This window comes from Dyadobacter sp. CY261, assembly GCF_021440085.1.
Lineage (GTDB): Bacteria > Bacteroidota > Bacteroidia > Cytophagales > Spirosomataceae > Dyadobacter.
In genome coordinates this window covers 463,449-481,905 of sequence record NZ_JAKCPW010000008.1, presented here as the reverse complement: position 1 = coordinate 481,905, position 18,457 = coordinate 463,449, and the positions used below count along the sequence as shown (strand labels likewise).

Sequence of the window (18,457 nt, the reverse complement as noted above, 5' to 3'; positions counted from 1 at the left end):
AAGGTTGCGGACCTGTAATACATCAGCATCAATCGTTTACGTTACTCTTCGATTCTCGCAGAGATTTAAAGAGGTGCTCGTCGGCTATTGTTAGTTGGTAATTGTTTTGGTAATTCATACATTGACCATATATTGTTCTGTGGACTATCGGTATTGACTTATTCAAATTTTGAATTGTATGAATTTTTCATTTTCTAATTATCAAATAGAAAATTTCTTCGATGAGATGTTTACGCCAGCGGGCGAAATCCGTCAAGGTTATGAACATTTAAAGAATAAATTTGAAAACCTGACACACGAAGACCTTACCAACCGGCAGCTGGCCACAGAGCGTGCGCTGCTGTCGATGGGGATCACTTTCAATGTTTACTCGGAGGGAGAAGGCACCGAGCGGATCATGCCTATCGATATTATTCCGCGGGTATTGTCCAACGCGGAATGGGAGTGGCTGGAAAAAGGGTTGAAACAGCGGATCAAGGCGCTGAATATGTTCATTGACGACGTCTACAATGACCAGAATATATTGAACGACGGTGTAGTTCCGCGTGAACTGATCGAGTCGAGCAAATGCTTTCTTAAACCATGTATCGGTTTGAAACCGCCCAAAGGTATCTGGTGCCATATTACGGGTACGGATCTTATCAAGGGTGATGACGGTACATTTATGGTGCTGGAAGATAACCTGCGTTGCCCATCGGGTGTGTCTTATATGCTGGAAAACAGGGAGCTGTCGAAACAAATCTTCCCGGACGTCTTAGCACGCACAGGCGTAAGGCCAGTGTCCGATTACCCGACGCGCTTGCTGCAAATGCTGCAACACCTGGCAGACCGCCCGAACCCGACCGTTGCCGTGCTGACGCCAGGTATTTACAATTCAGCCTATTTCGAACATTCGTACCTGGCTCAGCAAATGGGCGTGGAGCTGGTTGATACCCGGGACCTGGTCGTTTCCGACGGTTATGTCAAAATGAGGACGACCAACGGTTTACAGATTGTGGACGTGATCTACCGCCGTATCGATGATACATTTATGGATCCTGATGCATTCAATCCAGATTCGCTGATCGGCGTTCCCGGAATATTCGAGGTCTACAAAAAAGGCCGCGTTGCGCTAGCCAATGCGCCAGGTACCGGTGTGGCCGACGACAAAGTGGTATATGCATATGTTCCGCGCATTATCAAGTATTACCTGGGTGAGGAGGCGATAATCCCGAATGTGCAAACCTACATTTGCGGAGAAGAAGATGATATGCAGTACGTCCTTGAGAATATTTCACAACTGGTTGTAAAAGAAGCCAATGAGGCGGGTGGTTATGGAATGCTGATCGGACCGAAGGCGACAGAGGAAGATCACGAACTTTTCAGGGAAAAAATAAAGTCCAATCCAAGGAATTATATTGCCCAACCAACGATTTCACTATCAAGAGTGCCTTGTATGGTCGAAGGGCACGCCGAAGGGCGGCACGTAGACCTCAGGCCTTACATATTATATGGTGACGATATTAGCGTAATCCCGGGAGGATTGACGCGTGTTGCGTTACGTAAGGGATCGCTGGTGGTGAACTCGTCGCAGGGTGGCGGCGGGAAAGACACCTGGGTGTTGTATTAAGTTATCATTAACAGTTACTGGCAGTCTGTTCATGATAACGGTTTATGAGTTTTTTGATAAACCATATTTGAACTGCTTAAAATGAATAGTCAGTAACTTAAATGATTCAACAATGCAACGCCATATAACCGGATGGTTTAGTCCGGCGCTTAACAAGGAAATGGAAATTGCCGTTTACGGACATTATGGAATTGCGCTTCTGCTTATTCCCACCGCGGCATCCGACTACCTGGAATATGAAAGGCATGGATTGATCGAAAGCATCGAACCTTATATTTATTCCGGGAAGGTAAAAGTATACAGTATTAATAGCATTAACGGAGAAAGCTGGCTTAACCCGCACATGCACGGTTATGACAAGGCAGTGCGGCACCAGGCTTTCAATGATTATGTGATCAAGGAGGTTGTTCCGTTTATTAAAGAAGATACGAGCGCGAACAACGAGATCATTGCCGGAGGTGCATCATTCGGGGCGTTGCACGCAGCTAATCTGTTTTTCAAACATCCCGATTCCATTCATGGAGTCATTGCTATGAGCGGTTGCTATGATCTGAGCGTCTACACGGACGGTTATTATGATGACAATGTCTATTTCAACTCACCGGTGCATTACCTGCCCAATTTGAAGGCAGAGTGGCATTTGGCGATGTACCGGGATAGTCGTCACATTCACTTCATCTCAGGATCGGGGGCATACGAAGTGCCGGATTATTCGAGGCATATATCGTCAATCCTGGCTTCAAAGAACGTCCCGCATGAACTTGATATCTGGGGCAGCGATATTCCCCATGATTGGTGGGCCTGGAAAAAGATGCTTCCTTATTATCTCGAAACACGTTTTTGAGATTTAAGTAACAGTCGCAAAAAGCAAAAACCCTGAAATGATCACATTCCAGGGCTTTTGCTTTATTGGTATTTCAAGTCAGGCTCCTTCGAATTGTCGCAGGAACCGTACATCGTTTTCTGTGAATAAACGCAGGTCATTTATGCCGTAACGCAGCATTGTAATACGCTCGATGCCCATTCCAAATGCGAAACCGGTGTATTCTTCACTATCGATGCCGCAGTTTTCCAGCACGTTCGGGTCCACCATTCCTGATCCGGCGATTTCTACCCATCCGGTGTGTTTGCAGACATTGCAACCTATTCCCCCACATATAAAGCAGGAAACATCGATTTCCGCACTAGGCTCTGTGAATGGAAAGTAGGACGGGCGCAAACGGATCCTGGAATCCTTGCCGAACATCTCTTTCGCGAAGTGGTACAATGTATCTTTCAGGTCTTTGAAACTCACATTTTTATCCACATAAAGCCCTTCCACCTGGTGGAAAACACAGTGTGCCCGTGCTGAAATAGCTTCGTTCCGGAATACGCGGCCCGGCATAATACTCCGAATAGGTGGTTTCTGGCGCTCCATGAGCCGCACCTGCACATTAGACGTATGTGTACGCAAGAGTACATCGTCTTTCACCTCGCCGGCGCTTTTGGAAATAAAGAAAGTATCCTGCATTTCACGCGCCGGGTGGTTGTCGGCGAAATTCAAAGCACTGAAATTGTACCAGTCCTTCTCGATTTCCGGTCCGTACGAAACATTGAAGCCCATGCGTTCAAAAATCTCAATAATCCTCCGGCGTACGATCGTTAGCGGGTGTAGGCTTCCCTGTAAATTCGGTGTAACGGGTAAAGTCAGGTCGATCAGCATTTCCGGATTGCTGTCCGTAGCACTTTCCAGTGCGGTCTGGAACTCCTGGAAGCGGGTTTGGGCCAAATTTTTGAGCGTATTCAGTTCCTGGCCAACTGCCCGGCGATCTTCCTGAGCGATATTTTTGAGGTTATCGAAAAGCTCGGTAACGGCCCCCTTTTTACTTATATATTTTAATCTGAAAGCTTCCAGTTGTTCCCTGTTGGTAACTGTCGCCTGCTCGATTTCAGAAACTAACTCCTTGACCCGGTCGGTAATCATAAAAAGCTTGTAGTTATTAGTGATTTGTCGCTACACTTTTGCGGCAAAAGGCCGTTTTGAGGGCCCCGAAATTTGTGCAAAGATAAGGAAGTTGGCGCGCCGAAGGAAGTGAAAACGTATAGAAACGTCTATCAGGCGAATTTGTTGAAAGAATCTATGATTTTTGGACTACGTAAAATTACGCATTCTACCAAGTTCTGTTACGTCTTTTTACTTTTTGGTTACAAGTTAACGTACTGAATATGAGCTTATTATTTATATATGCGTACTTTTACGTATTTCGAGAGATTACGCTATGTGCTAATTTTGAAACAAGAAATCACAACAACATTAGCGTAGTTACCATGAAAAATTTTCCAAACTTTACTCGTCCCAATCTGTCAGAAAGATCATACAGTGACAGCCGTTCCTACATTTCAGTTCAGTCGATGGGCAGAACGATCTTTTTGACACCCGATGTAATCACTTTCCTGGAAGGTGAAGGTAACTACACATTTATTTATACCAATACCGGGAAAAAGTACCTGGTTTCAAAAACATTGAAATCGCTCGCAGAGCAATTGAACGCTAAATTCCTCCGCGTACATAAATCCTACCTCGTTAATTCAGACTACGTGGTGGAACGCCTGGAAGACGATCGCATGCTGAAATTGTCATGTGGCAAAGAAGTTGTCGTGTCGCGCAGAAAGATCAAAGAAGTATCTGGTCTCCTGGATCATAGTAATCTTCTCCGCATCAGTGCCTAAAAGATATTTGGTGAATTAAATTAGTGGGTTATTCATAAAAACAGCAGCCATCGCTATGATCGAAGGCTGCTCGTTTTGTTTTAGGCCGACCATGGACCATCGACAATGTGTCTTTTAAGTAACTATCTTAGTCAAAAAATGGGTCTATGGTCGGTCGGCGGTCTATGGTCATGCGGCGAAGCCGCTTAAAACAACTTCAACCCCAAAGTTACCTGCCACGAACTCAACTTCTGTTTTACAGAACCGCCCGTTGCCTGCTGGCCGCTAACCTGAAATGATGCCAGGTTGGTGAATGAGCCTTCTTTACGGACATCAAGGCTGAAATTGCCCAGATCCAGACCGGCTCCAAGTTGGTACCCGAATGTCGCTTCGGACATAGCATTGTTCAGATCGGAAGTATAATATTTAAATGCATCGCGCAGACGCTGGCTGTCGCCAATGCGAAACGATGCTACTGGTCCCGCCAGAATGCGGAATGGACCGCCTTTCAAACCTATCAGTAATGGTACATCGATATTACTGTATTTGACATTGATGGTTTTTTCAACCGGTGTCTCCTGGTCGTGCTGAATGATTTTGAATGAACCGCCTTTTGTCGAGATCAATACTTCCGGTTGAATGAATATGGTACGGCCGAAACGCATCCAGATACCACCTACTGCGCCGGTCCTGGTATTAAAACTTTCTTTCAGATTGTCTCGTACCTCTTTGCCATCGTATCCCAGGTACGGGTTTCCATTTTCATCGTAACGCGTCGTGAACACATCGCCCATTGTAAGCCGCGACAGGTTAACCCCTCCCTTGATACCAAACGCAAAACCTTTTTGCTGAGCCTGCACATTTGAGAATGCGAAAATGCACAACAGACAGGCACAGCCCACTTTTGTCAGGATTTTCATGGATAATATGATTTTTTAAGTAAAACAGCATAATAACGACAATTTGCAAAAAACTATACCTATCCCACATTTTTTTTGATTTTATGGCCGAAACGTCCAAATATTGGATTAATATCACCGGGAAAACGTTAGTCACCAGAAGAATATAAATTAGACTTTTCTATTATGGCCAAAGCCAAGACGGCATATTTTTGTCAGGAATGTGGGTATAATTCGCCAAAATGGGTCGGCAGATGTCCGTCATGCGGCGAGTGGAATACTTTCGTACAGGAAGTTATTGAAAAGGAGGATAAGAAAACAGCAGTGTCCTGGAAATCGGTGAACCTGGCAAACCGGCCGCGGGCGATCGCCGAAATAGTCTACGAAAACGAACCGCGCATCCGTACATTCGACGAGGAATTAAACCGCGTACTGGGTGGCGGCATCGTGCCCGGCTCGCTCGTGCTGATCGGTGGAGAGCCTGGCATCGGTAAATCCACACTGATGCTGCAAATCGCATTGACGCTTTCGAACAAGAAGGTATTGTATGTTTCCGGTGAAGAATCAGAGGCGCAGATCAAGATGCGGGCGGAACGTATGGCCGCCAAAAGCGACAACTGCTTTATTCTCACCGATACACAAACGCAGAATATTTTTCGGCAAATCGAAGACTTCCAGCCGGAGATACTCATTGTCGATTCCATTCAAACCATGCAATCGACTTACATTGAATCGGGTGCGGGAAGCGTATCACAAGTGCGCGAATGTACCGCTGAATTTATGAAGTATGCCAAGGAAATGGGTGTTCCCGTGTTCCTGATCGGGCATATAACGAAGGATGGCTCGTTAGCTGGCCCGAAAGTGCTGGAACACATGGTGGATACTGTGTTGCAGTTCGAAGGCGACAGGCACAACACTTATCGCATTTTGCGGACAATGAAAAACCGTTTTGGCAGTACTTCTGAGCTGGGCATTTATGAAATGCAGGGTACTGGCCTTCGCCAGGTTAGTAATCCATCGGAAATTCTTATTTCGCAGCGCGATGAACCGGTGAGTGGTATAGCAATCGGCTCAATGATGGAGGGTAACCGGCCATTGCTGGTAGAGATCCAGTCGCTCGTGAGTGTTGCTACATATGGCACGCCACAGCGGAGCAGCACGGGTTTCGATGCGAAACGTTTGCAAATGTTACTGGCTGTCTTGGAAAAACGCGGTGGTTTCCGATTGGGCGTGCAGGATGTGTTCCTGAATGTGGCAGGCGGTTTGAGAGTAGAAGATCCGGCGATAGATCTGGCGGTTATTGCTTCGCTGGTTTCTTCTTATGAGGACAAGTTTATCCCGCCATCCGTGTGTTTTGCAGCAGAAGTTGGGCTTGGTGGTGAGGTGCGAGCTGTTAACCGGATAGATAGCCGCGTTTCGGAGGCTGAAAAGCTAGGTTTTAAGAAAATTTATATTTCAAAATACAATGGCAAGGGATTGGATTTGAAAAGATCAAAAATAGAAGTGATACCAGTGGCGCATTTGGATGAGCTTTTTATGTCGCTTTTTCTCAATCAGTAAATCTGGCTTTTGAAATTATAGCGGTCGCTTATCAGCGCATTTTGGAATGCTTCACCAGATAGGCGAGCAATACGGGATCAAAACCTTTGGCAATATCCGCTTCGATGAAGTCGATTTTGTACTGCCCACATTTGAGTTTCAATTTTTGATAAAACTCACCCACAAATTGCTGGTAAGACTCACGGACTTGTTCGGGCTGAACTTTAATCCGCTCGCCGGTTTCGAGATCGATGAATTCATAAGGACGGTTTTCGAATGCGAAATTCTCCTCTGTCTTACGATCCGTTACGTGAAAGAGGAGTACCTCATGCAGGTTATGCCGCAAATGCTGCAATGCCGAGAAAATCTTGTCAGCTTCTTCCAGGTTATCGAACATATCACTGAAAATGACCACCAGCGATCGCTTGTGGATCTTTTCGGCAATCTGGTGCAATACTTCCGCCACCGATGTTTTCAACAATGGGCGGTTGGCCTGTAATTGCTGTTCGAGTTCGAGCATGATCTTGTGGACATGCGATGGCGTGGACTTAACGGCCGTTTGTACTTCAATTTTCTCCGAAAATGTGCAGAGGCTGACGGCGTCTTTCTGCCTTTGCAGCAAATAGGTAAGACTTGCCGCAGCCATAACGCTGAATGTCATTTTGCCGAAATTCTCTTCCGGATAATACATGGAAGAAGAAGTGTCGAGCAAGATATGGCAGCGGAGGTTGGTTTCTTCTTCGTAGCGCTTCACATATAGCCGGTCGGTTTTGGCAAAAACCTTCCAGTCGATATTCCGGGTGGATTCGCCTGTATTGTAAAGCTGATGTTCTGCAAACTCGACTGAAAAGCCGTGAAAAGGAGATTTGTGGAGACCGGTAATGAAACCTTCTACCAACTGTTTTGCAAGAAATTCCAGGTTTCCGAATTCTCTGACTTTTGCCAGATCCAGTTGGCGGACACTCATAATGGCATCAAGGCTACTTTCTCATCGAAATGACTTTGCCCGATTTGGGATCGATTTCTTCATTGGGCGATAGTAATACCATTCCTTCCATCCCTACAACCCTAACTGAGACATTGGCAACACCTTTGGCCAGAATGCCAAGCAGGCGGGCTGCTTCTTTACTGAGGTCGATTACGCGGTGCCTCGAAAACGGGCCTCTGTCGTTGACTCTTACAATCACTTTTTCGTCGTTTTCCAGATTCGTCACTTCGAGCATGGTATTGAGCGGGTAGCTCCGATGGGCGGCCAGCAGTTCACTGCTTTTGTGTACTTCACCGAAGGAGGTCTTTCGGCCGTGAAACCGCGTCGAGTAGTAGGAGGCGTTTCCATTTTCTGTCTTGCCTAACTTTACCTGTGCAAATGCTTCGGGTAACAGCGCGGCAAACGCTAACAAGGTGAGAATCAGAATCCGACGATAGGTCATTTTTCTGGATTTAGGTGAAACATAATAAGGTAAATGTCCCTTATCTCATAACTTACTTTGGTCTTTCAGATCAATTTCAATACCCACGAATTTCAAAACTAGTAAAAACATTTTAAGAAACCAGCAAAAGCCGTGGTTAATTTGGAAACCGGACTGTCCTGGAAAGTAACCCAAAACCAACAAACTGCTAATATGTTCCGGTTTCTTTGGAACCAGCAATAAACTTTATATTTTAGCGTTTGGAAACCTATTTAAAACTAAACATAGTGGAAGACAGAGAGCAAATCTACTCCAAAAGGGTCAGGGCGGGAAAACGGACTTACTTCTTCGATGTTCGCTCAACGCGATCTAACGATTACTATCTTACCATCACAGAAAGCCGTCGCCACCCTCAGGGAGACGGATTTACGTACGAAAAACACAAGATGTTTTTGTACAAAGAGGACTTTGACAAGTTCGTGGATGCATTGAAAGAAGCGGTAGATCACGTTAAAACTGAGTTGATGCCAGAGGTTGACTTCTCACAATTTGAAGCCAAGGTAGACGAGGTAGACGTAGTAGGAGAATCGGACCTTAAGTGGGATTAGAAAATTTAAGATAAGTAAAGAAGCCTTCGCAATTGATTACGAAGGCTTTTGGTTTTTGTACCTGCTAATAGTAATTTTGCGAAAATTATTATTAGCAGGCGGACATGCTTTGTATTGTCGATCGGGCATGCGGCCGCCGTTCACTGCTTACCATTCATATATGAGTCTTCAATGCGGGATTGTCGGATTGCCGAACGTTGGGAAATCCACCCTTTTTAATGCCATTTCTACCGGCAAAGCCGAAGCTGCCAACTACCCTTTTTGCACTATTGAGCCCAATGTGGGTGTTGTGACCGTTCCGGACGAGCGTTTGGATACGCTCACCAAACTGGTTAATCCCCAGAAAGTCATTCCAACCATTATCGAATTCGTGGATATTGCGGGTCTTGTGAAGGGTGCTAGCCAGGGAGCGGGTTTAGGAAATAAATTTTTGGCCAATATCCGTGAGGTGGATGCGATCGTGCATGTGGTGCGTTGCTTCTCCGATGACAATGTAGTACACGTGGAGGGACGGGTCGATCCAGTTTTTGATAAAGAAATTATCGATGCCGAGTTGCAGCTCAAAGACCTGGAATCCATTGACAAAAAAATCCAGCGTACCGAAAAAGGCGCACGTGCCGGCGATGCAAAAGCGAAAGCGGAGCTGGAATGGTTGAAAAAATACAAGACGACCCTGGAAGAAGGGAAGAATGCGAGAAGTCTTGAAATCGATGCCGAAACGAAAGAGGCTGTGATCGGCGATTTGCAATTGCTGACTGCCAAGCCGGTTCTTTATGTAGCCAATGTGGACGAAGGCTCAATGCTGACCGGCAATGAGTATTCCGAGAAACTGAGGGAAGCCGTAAAACACGAGGGCGCAGATGTGATCGTTCTATGTGCGGCCATTGAATCACAAATCTCCGAGATTGAAGACCCCGAGGAGCATGAAATGTTCCTGGGCGAATACGGTTTGACAGAATCAGGCCTTAGCAAGCTGATCAAGGCATCTTATGCGCTTTTGAACCTTATTACTTATTTTACAGCCGGGGTGAAAGAGGTTCGTGCCTGGACGATCGTGAAAGGTTGGAAGGCCTCCCAGGCTGCCGGGGTGATTCACACCGATTTTGAAAAGGGCTTTATCCGTGCCGAGGTAATCAAAATCTCGGATTATGAGCAGTACAAGACCGAAGCCGGCGTGAAGGAAGTAGGGAAGATGGCGGTGGAAGGCAAGGAATATGTCGTGGCAGATGGTGACATTATGCACTTCCGGTTTAATGTGTAGGTTTGATTGAACGTCCATTGATTTATATGCAAAAAGAGCGGCTGGTGTCGCTCTTTTTGCATATAAATCAATCCTCATAATAATCAGGCGCATCTTTGTGAATAACCGCCCTTAATGTCTTGGCCATATGCAGAATCGTGTCAATCTTGTAATGCGCTTTTTTTAGTAGTTCAGGATCATGCCCTTCATTGATCAACTGCATAAACATATCCCGAAGGAAAATGAGGTCGTCAATGTTTTTTGTAAAATCTTCGATAATGTACATCTGAAAGCCGCGATCGTCCAGTTGCGGGAAATAGAGCACGAGGTACAGGTCTGTGTCCACATAGAAGCTGATGACGTGGCTCGTTTCGAAATTGGCTGGCATCTCATCATGATCCACCAGGCAGTCGATAATGTAATTCTCGTCATTGGTGATCGAGAGGTTCGATGTGAGATGTACACTGTTGGTTGAAGATTTCATAACGTTGGGTGTTTAACGCCGCCGGTTCCACTCCACGGTCCGGTAACCGATCAGCAAGTCGGCGCGGCTGGCTGGTGGGCGATGGTAGATCAATATGTCGTAATCGTTCTCGGTAGGGGCAAAGTTTCCTTCAAGATAAGATTCGTCGGGCTTCTGATTTCCTTTAACTACCGTGTATTCATAGTTGATAACCCCTTGCTTGACTATCATTTCCACCTGGTATGCCTGCGCATCGGCGTCGTAAATCATCTTGTTATGGTCGGTGAGCTGCCATAGGGTGAAAGCGCCGTTAACATAAAACGTGGCATCTGATTCTTCCGCAGTTTTTAATGTAAACACAACCGGGGTATAATCTGCCTCCACACTGCCGCGCCCGGACTCGCGCTGATCGACAATATATTGTCCGTTGAAATCATCGTTTTGTATATACGGTACATGGGCGCGGGGCTTGTCGGGGAAGAGGAACAGTTTGGTGTATTCGTTTGTACGTTCGATCTCATTCACACCATATCCTCTGCCGGTCAGCGAGCGGCTATCAAAGTATCGGAATTCGTTCCCACCCCGGAATGTATTTTCAAGGTCAAAAAAAGTGTATTCCAGTTGTTGGTCAAACGGACGGACATTGCTCGGTTTGAAGCCTGTTTTGGCCTGATCCCAGCGGAAATTTTTGCGTATCACCACTTTTAGGTCTGTTTGAGGGGCAACCAACTGGTAACCTTTATAATCGACAGAGAAATCGATCTGCTGATCGGAGAATTGCTGCTGAATTCCCTGGGAAAAGCGAGCCTGTGCGGCGACGTTCACGCGCGTTTGATAGTGCATAAACCGCCGGCTGAACATTAGTTTACGATCTCGATCCGAGAAAACGTAGATTACATAATTGCCCGGCAACTTTAATTTTGGCAGCTCAAACCGGTAATGCACATAAGGCACCTTTGTGCTGAACGACTGGTCGTAGGTATTGACCGGATATTCATTGAATTCGTAGGTAAATTCTATATCGTTCAGGTTGGATTTGGTCCAATCGGCATTACAATGGATGATCTTGGCGCGGAATCCTTCCGGCTGGCCGGTCATGTCATCGAATTCAAGTACCAGCGGTGCCGGGTTGCTGAGTGGCGTAATGGGAGGTGTGAGTAAGCGAGTGGGCGTTTCGGGATTGTCGAGGGCGGGATAGAGCAATACCGTTTTGATCTTGTCCTGGTAAATATAGTCTTCCAAACGCAGCCCCTGTGGCTGCGCATAAGCGTGTGTGCAAAAGAGAAAAAGGCCTATCAGCAATACTAAACGCATCTCGGGATTTTTTAATGGGTAACGTAACTTTTTAGTGTAAGGTACATATAGTTTGGAAAACGTGATTTGAACATTATTAACTATTTTTGATTAGAACCGTGACAGCAGTAGCGATCAAAATGTACACAGAGCAAGAGTATCTAGAATTGGAACGCGAAGCGGAGTACAAGAGTGAGTACTACCGAGGGGAGGTATTTGCGATGTCGGGAGTAAGTCGCAATCACAACCGGATTACGGAAAACTTGTCAGGTGAAATTTACATAGCATTGAAATTGGTCACATCGGCCTGACACTAAAAATGTCAGACATCTACGCTCAAACTGAAGGCCTGTTGTAATAAAAAAGGGAGCCATTCAGCTCCCTCAAATTCTTTCTATTTTCCCGAAAGCTCTTCCACTTCCAGCATCAGATGTTCCCAGTCTTCCGTGCTTTGTTCCAGCTTTTGCTTAATGTCGGCATAAAACCGGTTCATTTCCCCGAGAGTTACTGAATCATTGTAGATCGTCGGATCGGCGAGTTTGGCTTCGGTTTCCGTTTTTCTTACTTCAAGATTGTTAATGGTCTCTTCCAGCTCTTCAATCTGCTTGCGAGCCTTTTTCAGTTTCTGGGCATCTCCGCCGGAAGGTGTTTTGCTTTGATTCTTATTCTGATTAGTATTATTGACAGGCTGGCTTTTCTGTGGCGGCGCGCTGCTTACCGTTACTTTTTCACTAACGGCCGACTGCAATCCGCGCTCTTCAATCCAGACCTCATATTCCTCATAAGTTCCCGGATATTCTTTGATCTGGTGATCTTCGATATACCAGATCTTGTTAGCGATGTTTTCGACAAAGTAGCGGTCGTGGGAAACGACGATATAGCTTCCCTCGTATTGTTGCAAAGCCTGGATCAGGATGTTCACGGACTGCATGTCCAAGTGGTTGGTAGGCTCATCGAGCAGCAGGAAGTTTGCCTGTGAAAGCAGCACCTTCGCCAGCGCAACACGAGATTTCTCACCACCCGAAAGTACCTTGATCTTCTTGAAAACATCATCCCCCGTGAAAAGGAAGCAGCCCAGGACAGTCCGCAATTCGGTTTCCGTTTTGGTCGGGTTGGCATATTTCAATTCCTCGATCAGGTTATGCGCTACATTGAGGGATTCCAACTGGTGCTGGGCGTAGAATGTGAAAGACACATTATGTCCCAACCTTCTCTTGCCATCAATTGGCTCGGTACCGGCCACAATGCGGAGAACAGTTGATTTTCCACGTCCGTTGGCCCCGATCAGCGCGATCTTGTCGCCGCGTTCCATGCTGATGTTCGTGCTGTCAAGAATGACCTTTTCGCCATATGCCTTGGAAGCATCTTCAAGCTGAAATACATGCCTGCCCGGCTGCGTGGTAAACTGGAAACGGAAATGTACTTTTGCATTTTCGTCCAAAACCTGGTCCACGACATCCATTTTATCCAGGGCCTTCACGCGGCTTTGTACCTGACGTGATTTGGTTGCCTTTGCTTTAAATCGCTCGATAAAGCGCTCGGTCTGGCGGATCTTGGCTTGCTGGTTTTCATAAGCACCACGCTGAATATCATTGCGCAAAGACTTTTCTTCCAGATAATAGGAGTAGTTTCCGGCGTAGTAATTGAGTTTTCCACCCGAAACTTCCACGGTCGTGTCGATCGTGTTGTCGAGGAACTGGCGGTCGTGGGAAACGACGATCACAGCCCCTTCATAGTTCTGCGTGTATTTTTCAACCCATTGGATCGAGGGGAGGTCCAAGTGGTTGGTTGGCTCATCGAGCATGAGCAGCGCTGGTTTTTGCAAAAGCAGTTTTGCAAGCATTACGCGCATCCGCCAGCCTCCGGAGAACTGCCGCAACGGCAGATGAAGGTCGGCCGTCGAAAAGCCCAGACCTTCCAGAATGGCTTCTGCCTTTGATTGTACCGAATAACCGTCTAATGCTTCGAATTCATCCTGAACGCGTGCGAGTTTGTCGACGAGGTCGTCGGTATAATTATGCTCCATGTCGTGCAGGATCTTGTCCATTTGCACTTGGAGCACGTTTTGTCTTTCAAATGCCTGCATAGCCACCGAAAGAATAGAGTCCTCGGTCTGATACGAAAGGAGATCCTGGTTGAGGAAGCCTATTGTGCAATCGCCGGCCTTAGAGATTGATCCGCCATCTGGCTGAAACTCTCCGTTGATCATGCGCAGCAGGGTAGACTTGCCGGTGCCGTTAAGCCCGATGAGCCCGATCTTTTGTTTTGGCTTGATATGTAAAGAGGCGCTGTCGTACAATGCACGGTCGCCCAGGAAATAGCTAAGGTTAGTAATCGCGATCATAGTGCAAAGGTACGGGGAAAGAAGGAGATAGAAAAAGCGTGATGTTGGAATAGTTATAAAGACATTAGCGCTATCGCTATGAATGGGTTATTTGCGTAAATTTGATCAATGAACAATCTCTTTCCTATATTCCTGAAACTTGAAAACCTGCACACGCTCATTGTGGGCGGCGGCTACGTGGGTTTAGAAAAGATTACCGCGGTCCTCGATAATTCCCCGCTCGCGCAGGTCACACTTGTAGCACCTGAAATCCGTGAGGAAATAAGGGATATTGCAACAATAAATTCCCGAATAAATCTAATTGCGCGGAAGTTTGAAGACAATGATCTCCTTGAAAAAGACCTGGTGATCGTAGCTACGAATGACAAGCTGGAGAACAAACGGATCCGTGAAACTGCCCGTGCGCGTCATATGCTCGTAAACGTGGCCGATACGCCCGATATCTGTGACTTTTACCTTTCCTCGGTGGTCAGAAAGGGGAATTTAAAAGTGGCGATTTCAACAAACGGAATGTCTCCCACGTTTGCCAAACGGCTTAAAGAAGTATTAGGGGAAGCGCTTCCCGACAATCTTGAAACGGCCATGGAACAGCTCAAAGCGGTGCGCGATATGTTAAAAGGAGATTTCGCATCTAAGGTCGACGAACTGAATCGGATCACCGCCGTTTTGACAGAAAAGAAAAAAGATGCTTCCTAATGCAGCTTAAATCGCTTTATGGAACAATAAAAAGCGGTTTGTGAATGTTTTTAGAAAGAAAATTTGCTAAAATCGTGCGGCCTCCCTCCACAGCACAGGCATTTTTTGCGTACCAAGTATATTCTTTTGTTTTTGTACAACTAATACCTATCAAATTTTGTCACCGGTGGTGGTAGAATGTTTTCGCTTTTCGTGCGATAATACGTATTATTGAATTGATGAATTTTTAAACCCGCTTTGGGCGGAACGACAGTTATTTGGGGTTAGACTTATACTTATTTATATGAATCTTTTCTATCGGATCAGTGGCCTGAGTCGGCTTATTGTGTTGCTCATGGTTGTCTTCTTCCTGTCCGTTTGCACTTCTCCGTTTTCTTCCATTGCATTTGCCGCCGATATCGACATAAGAGGTGTGGTGAAAAGTAGCACCGGCGAATTGTTGATCGGATCGACTGTACGGGTGAAAGGCTTGCAAAAGGGCACGGTTACTAATGAAAAGGGCGAATTTGTGTTGCAGGATGTCAGCGACAATGCGACGCTCGTCATTTCTATGATCGGCTTTTTGTCCAAAGAGGTAAAAGCGGCGCGAAGCCTGTCGATCGAGCTCGTTGAAGACGCCGTTGGATTGCAGGATGTGGTGGTGACTGGTTTTCAACAGATAGATAAGGATAAGTTCACCGGGTCGGCGGTAACCCTCAAAACAGACGATGTCAAGATTGACGGTCTGCCGGATGTTAGCCGTATGCTCGAAGGCCGTGCGGCGGGGGTTTCGATCCAGAACGTTTCGGGTACATTCGGGGCTGCTCCCAAGATCCGTATCCGCGGGGCTACTTCATTGAATGGAGCCAACAAGCCATTGTGGGTAATCGATGGTGTTGTGCAGGAGGATATCGTCAATATTTCCAACGACCAGCTTTCCAGCGGCGACCCTACCACCTTACTAGGCTCGGCAGTGGCTGGTCTTAACCCGAATGACATCGAAACCTTTGATATATTGAAAGACGCGGCAGCTGCTGCATTATACGGTGCGCGGGCTATGAACGGTGTGATTGTGATCACGACGAAAAGAGGAAAGAGCGGAAAGCCGGTGATTACCTATTCGGGAAATTTCAGTACGCAGCTGGTGCCTTCATACCGTAACTTTAACATTATGAACTCGGCGCAACAGATGTCGGTGCTGGGAGAACTGGAACGTAAGGGATATCTGAACTCCGGAGTTCTTTCGAAGCCGGACTACGGGGTTTATGGTAAAATGTACAACTCGATGACTGGTGATAACCAGGGTAATTTCCCTCTGGAAAACTCTACAGAGGCAAAGCGCAATTTTCTTTTGGGTTACGCCAAAGCTAATACAGATTGGTTTGATGTACTTTTCAAGCAGAACTTTATACACGAACACTCATTAAGTGTTTCGTTTGGAACAGAAAAATCCAGCTCATATGCATCGGTGAGTTACCTCGACGACAATGGCTGGACGATCGCTGATAAAGTCAAACGGTATACGCTCAACTTTAACAACAACTACCAGCTTTCCGACCGTCTGAGTATTGGTTTGACGACCTTAGCATCCGTAAGACGGCAGCAGGCACCGGGCTCGCTGAGCAGAAGAAGCAACCCGGTAGAAGGTAAATACGACCGCGATTTCGACATCAACCCATTCAGTTATGCATTGAACACCAGCCGGACACTGACGGCTTACGATCAGAATGGGAACCTTGAATTCTTTCGCAGAAACTTCGCGCCGTTCAATATCATTTCGGAGCTGGCCAACAATAAGATAAACCTCACCCTGGCCGATATCAAACTGCAGGGCAATCTTTCCTACAAGATTACGGACAACTTTAGCTACGATTTCCTGGGCGCTATAAGGTACATCCAAACCGGCAGGGAACATACTATTACGGAACATAGCAATATGGCCAATGCATACCGTGCCGCGGACAATTCTACTATCGCATTGGCTAACAAATATCTTTATACCGATCCGGATGTGCCCAATGCGGAGCCCGTTATAGTACTGCCAAGTGGTGGTTTTTACAACCGTAATGAAGATCAGATGCTTTTTTACAATGTAAGAAACAATATCCGTTACAATCAGAAATTAGGTGAGAGGCATGAAGTGAATGCGCTGGTGGGGCAGGAAGTGAAATTTACCAACCGTCAGAATTCCAATAATACCGGTTATGGTTTCCAGTATGACCAAGGCGGGACACCGTTTGTGGATTATCGTATTTTGAAACAAACCATTGAAACCAACTTCCAATACTATGGAATGCAAATGGACTATGAGCGTTTTGCGGCATTTTATGGGAGCTTGGGATATACTTTGGATAGCAAGTATAACGTCACCGGTTATGTCCGCTATGACGGTTCCAACCGGTTCGGAAAATCCATTATTGCCCGTTGGCTTCCTACTTATACGATTGCTGGTTCCTGGAATTTTGACCGGGAGGACTTCTTCAAAAACATGAAATGGCTGAGCATGGGCCGTTTGCGTCTGAGCTACGGGCTTTCGGCAGATACTGGCCCTGCTACCAATGCCGCGGTGTTGCTTCAGAGCATCATCACGCGCAGACCTTATGCGGACGAAAAAGAATCGGCTATTCAGCTTGCGTCTTTGCAAAACACCGAGCTTACCTGGGAGAAACTGTATAGTGGAAACCTCGGTCTGGATGTTGGTTTGTTTGCTAACCGGATCAATTTTACGCTCGATGGCTACATTCGCAATAGCTTTGACCTGATCGACCAAATTAAGACTTCGGGTATCGGCGGGCAGATATACAAGGTAGCCAACTATGCCGATATGGAATCGTATGGTGCTGATTTCTCGGTGGATGGCGTGCTTTTCAAAAACCGCGACTGGGATTTCCGCTCCCGCATTACATTGGGGTACTCACATACGCTTATTACAAATGTGGATAACAGCCCTGGCATATTCGATCTCGTGAAAGCAGAAGGGGCAAATATCCAAGGAAAGCCCGTCCGAAGCCTCTTCTCGATCGATTACCGTGCGCTCAACCCTAAAACCGGCGTTCCGATCTTCCTGAATGAGAATGGGGAAGTAAGCTCGGATGTTTATTTGCAGGATCAGAATGTCCAGTACCTCAAATATGAAGGTCCCGTCGATCCTCCGTTTACAGGTGGTTTTAATAATACGTTGACTTATAAGGGGCTTACGCTGAACGTGTTCTTTACCTATCAGGCAGGTAACAAAATCAGGCTCAATCCTTTGTACAAGGGCGCATTCAGTGATCTGGATGCAATGCCAAAGGAGTTTCTGGACCGTTGGGTAATGTCCGGGGATGAGAAGTTTCCAACTACCCCATCCATTGCCGACCAGCTTGAACAACAATATCTGCAGGGCACCTATCCCTACAATATCTATAACTATTCGACCGAGCGCGTAGCCAAAGGAGATTTTGTACGGTTAAAGTCGGTATCGCTGGCGTATAAGCTGCCCTTGCAGGCGATTTCGCGCTACGGTTTCAAGGCGGCCAGTATTCAGGTTTCATCGATTAACCCGTGGCTGATCTATTCGGATAAGAAGTTGAAAGGCCAGGATCCCGAGTTTTTTAACTCAGGTGGCGTGGCGCAACCCATCCAGAAGCAGTTTACGGTTGCATTGAAACTGACATTATAAGCAGGGTAATGGTTTGAGAATGATTTACT

General features: G+C 46.4%; 16 protein-coding genes. 9 read left to right on the top strand and 7 right to left on the bottom strand.

Annotated elements, in window-relative coordinates:
* Positions 1 to 178: 178 nt before the first annotated feature.
* Entirely contained in the window at positions 179 to 1,609 is a 1,431-nt protein-coding gene (locus tag LZD49_RS23390; RefSeq protein ID WP_234670090.1) for a circularly permuted type 2 ATP-grasp protein, read from the top strand.
* 112 nt (positions 1,610 to 1,721) lie between these two features.
* Positions 1,722 to 2,453, top strand: a complete 732-nt coding sequence (locus LZD49_RS23385) for an esterase family protein (RefSeq protein ID WP_234670089.1) — start codon at positions 1,722 to 1,724, stop codon at positions 2,451 to 2,453.
* Between the two features lie 78 nt (positions 2,454 to 2,531).
* Here LZD49_RS23385 and pheS read toward each other — a convergent pair whose 3' ends face one another.
* Positions 2,532 to 3,572 carry a phenylalanine--tRNA ligase subunit alpha gene (pheS, locus tag LZD49_RS23380; RefSeq protein WP_234670088.1) on the bottom strand — a complete coding sequence of 347 codons (1,041 nt, stop codon included), beginning with the start codon at positions 3,570 to 3,572 and terminating at the stop codon, positions 2,532 to 2,534.
* A gap of 344 nt (positions 3,573 to 3,916) precedes the next feature.
* Between pheS and LZD49_RS23375 the strand changes: the two genes are divergently transcribed.
* Positions 3,917 to 4,318: a LytTR family DNA-binding domain-containing protein gene (locus tag LZD49_RS23375; protein WP_234670087.1), complete on the top strand. Its 402-nt coding sequence runs from the start codon at positions 3,917 to 3,919 to the stop codon at positions 4,316 to 4,318.
* A 185-nt stretch (positions 4,319 to 4,503) separates the two neighbouring features.
* Here LZD49_RS23375 and LZD49_RS23370 read toward each other — a convergent pair whose 3' ends face one another.
* Complete coding sequence (locus LZD49_RS23370; protein ID WP_234670086.1) at positions 4,504 to 5,217, bottom strand: porin family protein; 714 nt, start codon at positions 5,215 to 5,217, stop codon at positions 4,504 to 4,506.
* Positions 5,218 to 5,382: 165 nt separating this feature from the next.
* On the opposite strand from LZD49_RS23370, the gene radA reads away from it, so the two are divergent.
* Positions 5,383 to 6,756, top strand: coding sequence for a DNA repair protein RadA (gene radA, locus LZD49_RS23365; RefSeq protein WP_234670085.1), 1,374 nt, complete (start codon positions 5,383 to 5,385; stop codon positions 6,754 to 6,756).
* Positions 6,757 to 6,787: 31 nt separating this feature from the next.
* Here the strand turns inward: radA and LZD49_RS23360 are convergent, their stop codons facing one another.
* A complete protein-coding gene (locus LZD49_RS23360; protein ID WP_234670084.1) occupies positions 6,788 to 7,702 on the bottom strand; it encodes a DUF58 domain-containing protein in 915 nt (304 codons plus the stop codon).
* Positions 7,703 to 7,715: 13 nt separating this feature from the next.
* The gene (locus LZD49_RS23355) at positions 7,716 to 8,165 is read right to left on the bottom strand and encodes a septal ring lytic transglycosylase RlpA family protein (protein WP_234670083.1); all 450 of its coding nucleotides are present in this window, start codon (positions 8,163 to 8,165) and stop codon (positions 7,716 to 7,718) included.
* Positions 8,166 to 8,404: 239 nt separating this feature from the next.
* Here LZD49_RS23355 and LZD49_RS23350 point away from each other — a divergent pair, with 239 nt between their 5' ends.
* Together LZD49_RS23350 and ychF are read left to right on the top strand one after the other, a co-directional pair.
* Positions 8,405 to 8,752 (top strand): DUF3276 family protein, encoded by a 348-nt coding sequence (locus LZD49_RS23350; protein WP_255721127.1) that lies wholly within the window; start codon positions 8,405 to 8,407, stop codon positions 8,750 to 8,752.
* A 160-nt stretch (positions 8,753 to 8,912) separates the two neighbouring features.
* Positions 8,913 to 10,013 carry a redox-regulated ATPase YchF gene (ychF, locus tag LZD49_RS23345; protein WP_234670081.1) on the top strand — a complete coding sequence of 367 codons (1,101 nt, stop codon included), beginning with the start codon at positions 8,913 to 8,915 and terminating at the stop codon, positions 10,011 to 10,013.
* Between the two features lie 67 nt (positions 10,014 to 10,080).
* Here the strand turns inward: ychF and LZD49_RS23340 are convergent, their stop codons facing one another.
* Together LZD49_RS23340 and LZD49_RS23335 are read right to left on the bottom strand one after the other, a co-directional pair.
* Positions 10,081 to 10,476 (bottom strand): hypothetical protein, encoded by a 396-nt coding sequence (locus tag LZD49_RS23340; protein WP_234670080.1) that lies wholly within the window; start codon positions 10,474 to 10,476, stop codon positions 10,081 to 10,083.
* Positions 10,477 to 10,488: 12 nt separating this feature from the next.
* Positions 10,489 to 11,769 carry a DUF5103 domain-containing protein gene (locus LZD49_RS23335; protein ID WP_234670079.1) on the bottom strand — a complete coding sequence of 427 codons (1,281 nt, stop codon included), beginning with the start codon at positions 11,767 to 11,769 and terminating at the stop codon, positions 10,489 to 10,491.
* Between the two features lie 119 nt (positions 11,770 to 11,888).
* Here LZD49_RS23335 and LZD49_RS23330 point away from each other — a divergent pair, with 119 nt between their 5' ends.
* Entirely contained in the window at positions 11,889 to 12,059 is a 171-nt protein-coding gene (locus LZD49_RS23330; RefSeq protein ID WP_234670112.1) for a Uma2 family endonuclease, read from the top strand.
* An 83-nt stretch (positions 12,060 to 12,142) separates the two neighbouring features.
* Here the strand turns inward: LZD49_RS23330 and LZD49_RS23325 are convergent, their stop codons facing one another.
* Positions 12,143 to 14,092: an ABC-F family ATP-binding cassette domain-containing protein gene (locus LZD49_RS23325; RefSeq protein ID WP_234670078.1), complete on the bottom strand. Its 1,950-nt coding sequence runs from the start codon at positions 14,090 to 14,092 to the stop codon at positions 12,143 to 12,145.
* A gap of 108 nt (positions 14,093 to 14,200) precedes the next feature.
* Here LZD49_RS23325 and LZD49_RS23320 point away from each other — a divergent pair, with 108 nt between their 5' ends.
* Both LZD49_RS23320 and LZD49_RS23315 read left to right on the top strand, forming a co-directional pair.
* Positions 14,201 to 14,788, top strand: a complete 588-nt coding sequence (locus LZD49_RS23320) for a bifunctional precorrin-2 dehydrogenase/sirohydrochlorin ferrochelatase (protein WP_234670077.1) — start codon at positions 14,201 to 14,203, stop codon at positions 14,786 to 14,788.
* Between the two features lie 283 nt (positions 14,789 to 15,071).
* The gene (locus tag LZD49_RS23315; protein ID WP_234670076.1) at positions 15,072 to 18,428 is read left to right on the top strand and encodes a SusC/RagA family TonB-linked outer membrane protein; all 3,357 of its coding nucleotides are present in this window, start codon (positions 15,072 to 15,074) and stop codon (positions 18,426 to 18,428) included.
* The last annotated feature ends 29 nt before the right edge of the window (positions 18,429 to 18,457 follow it).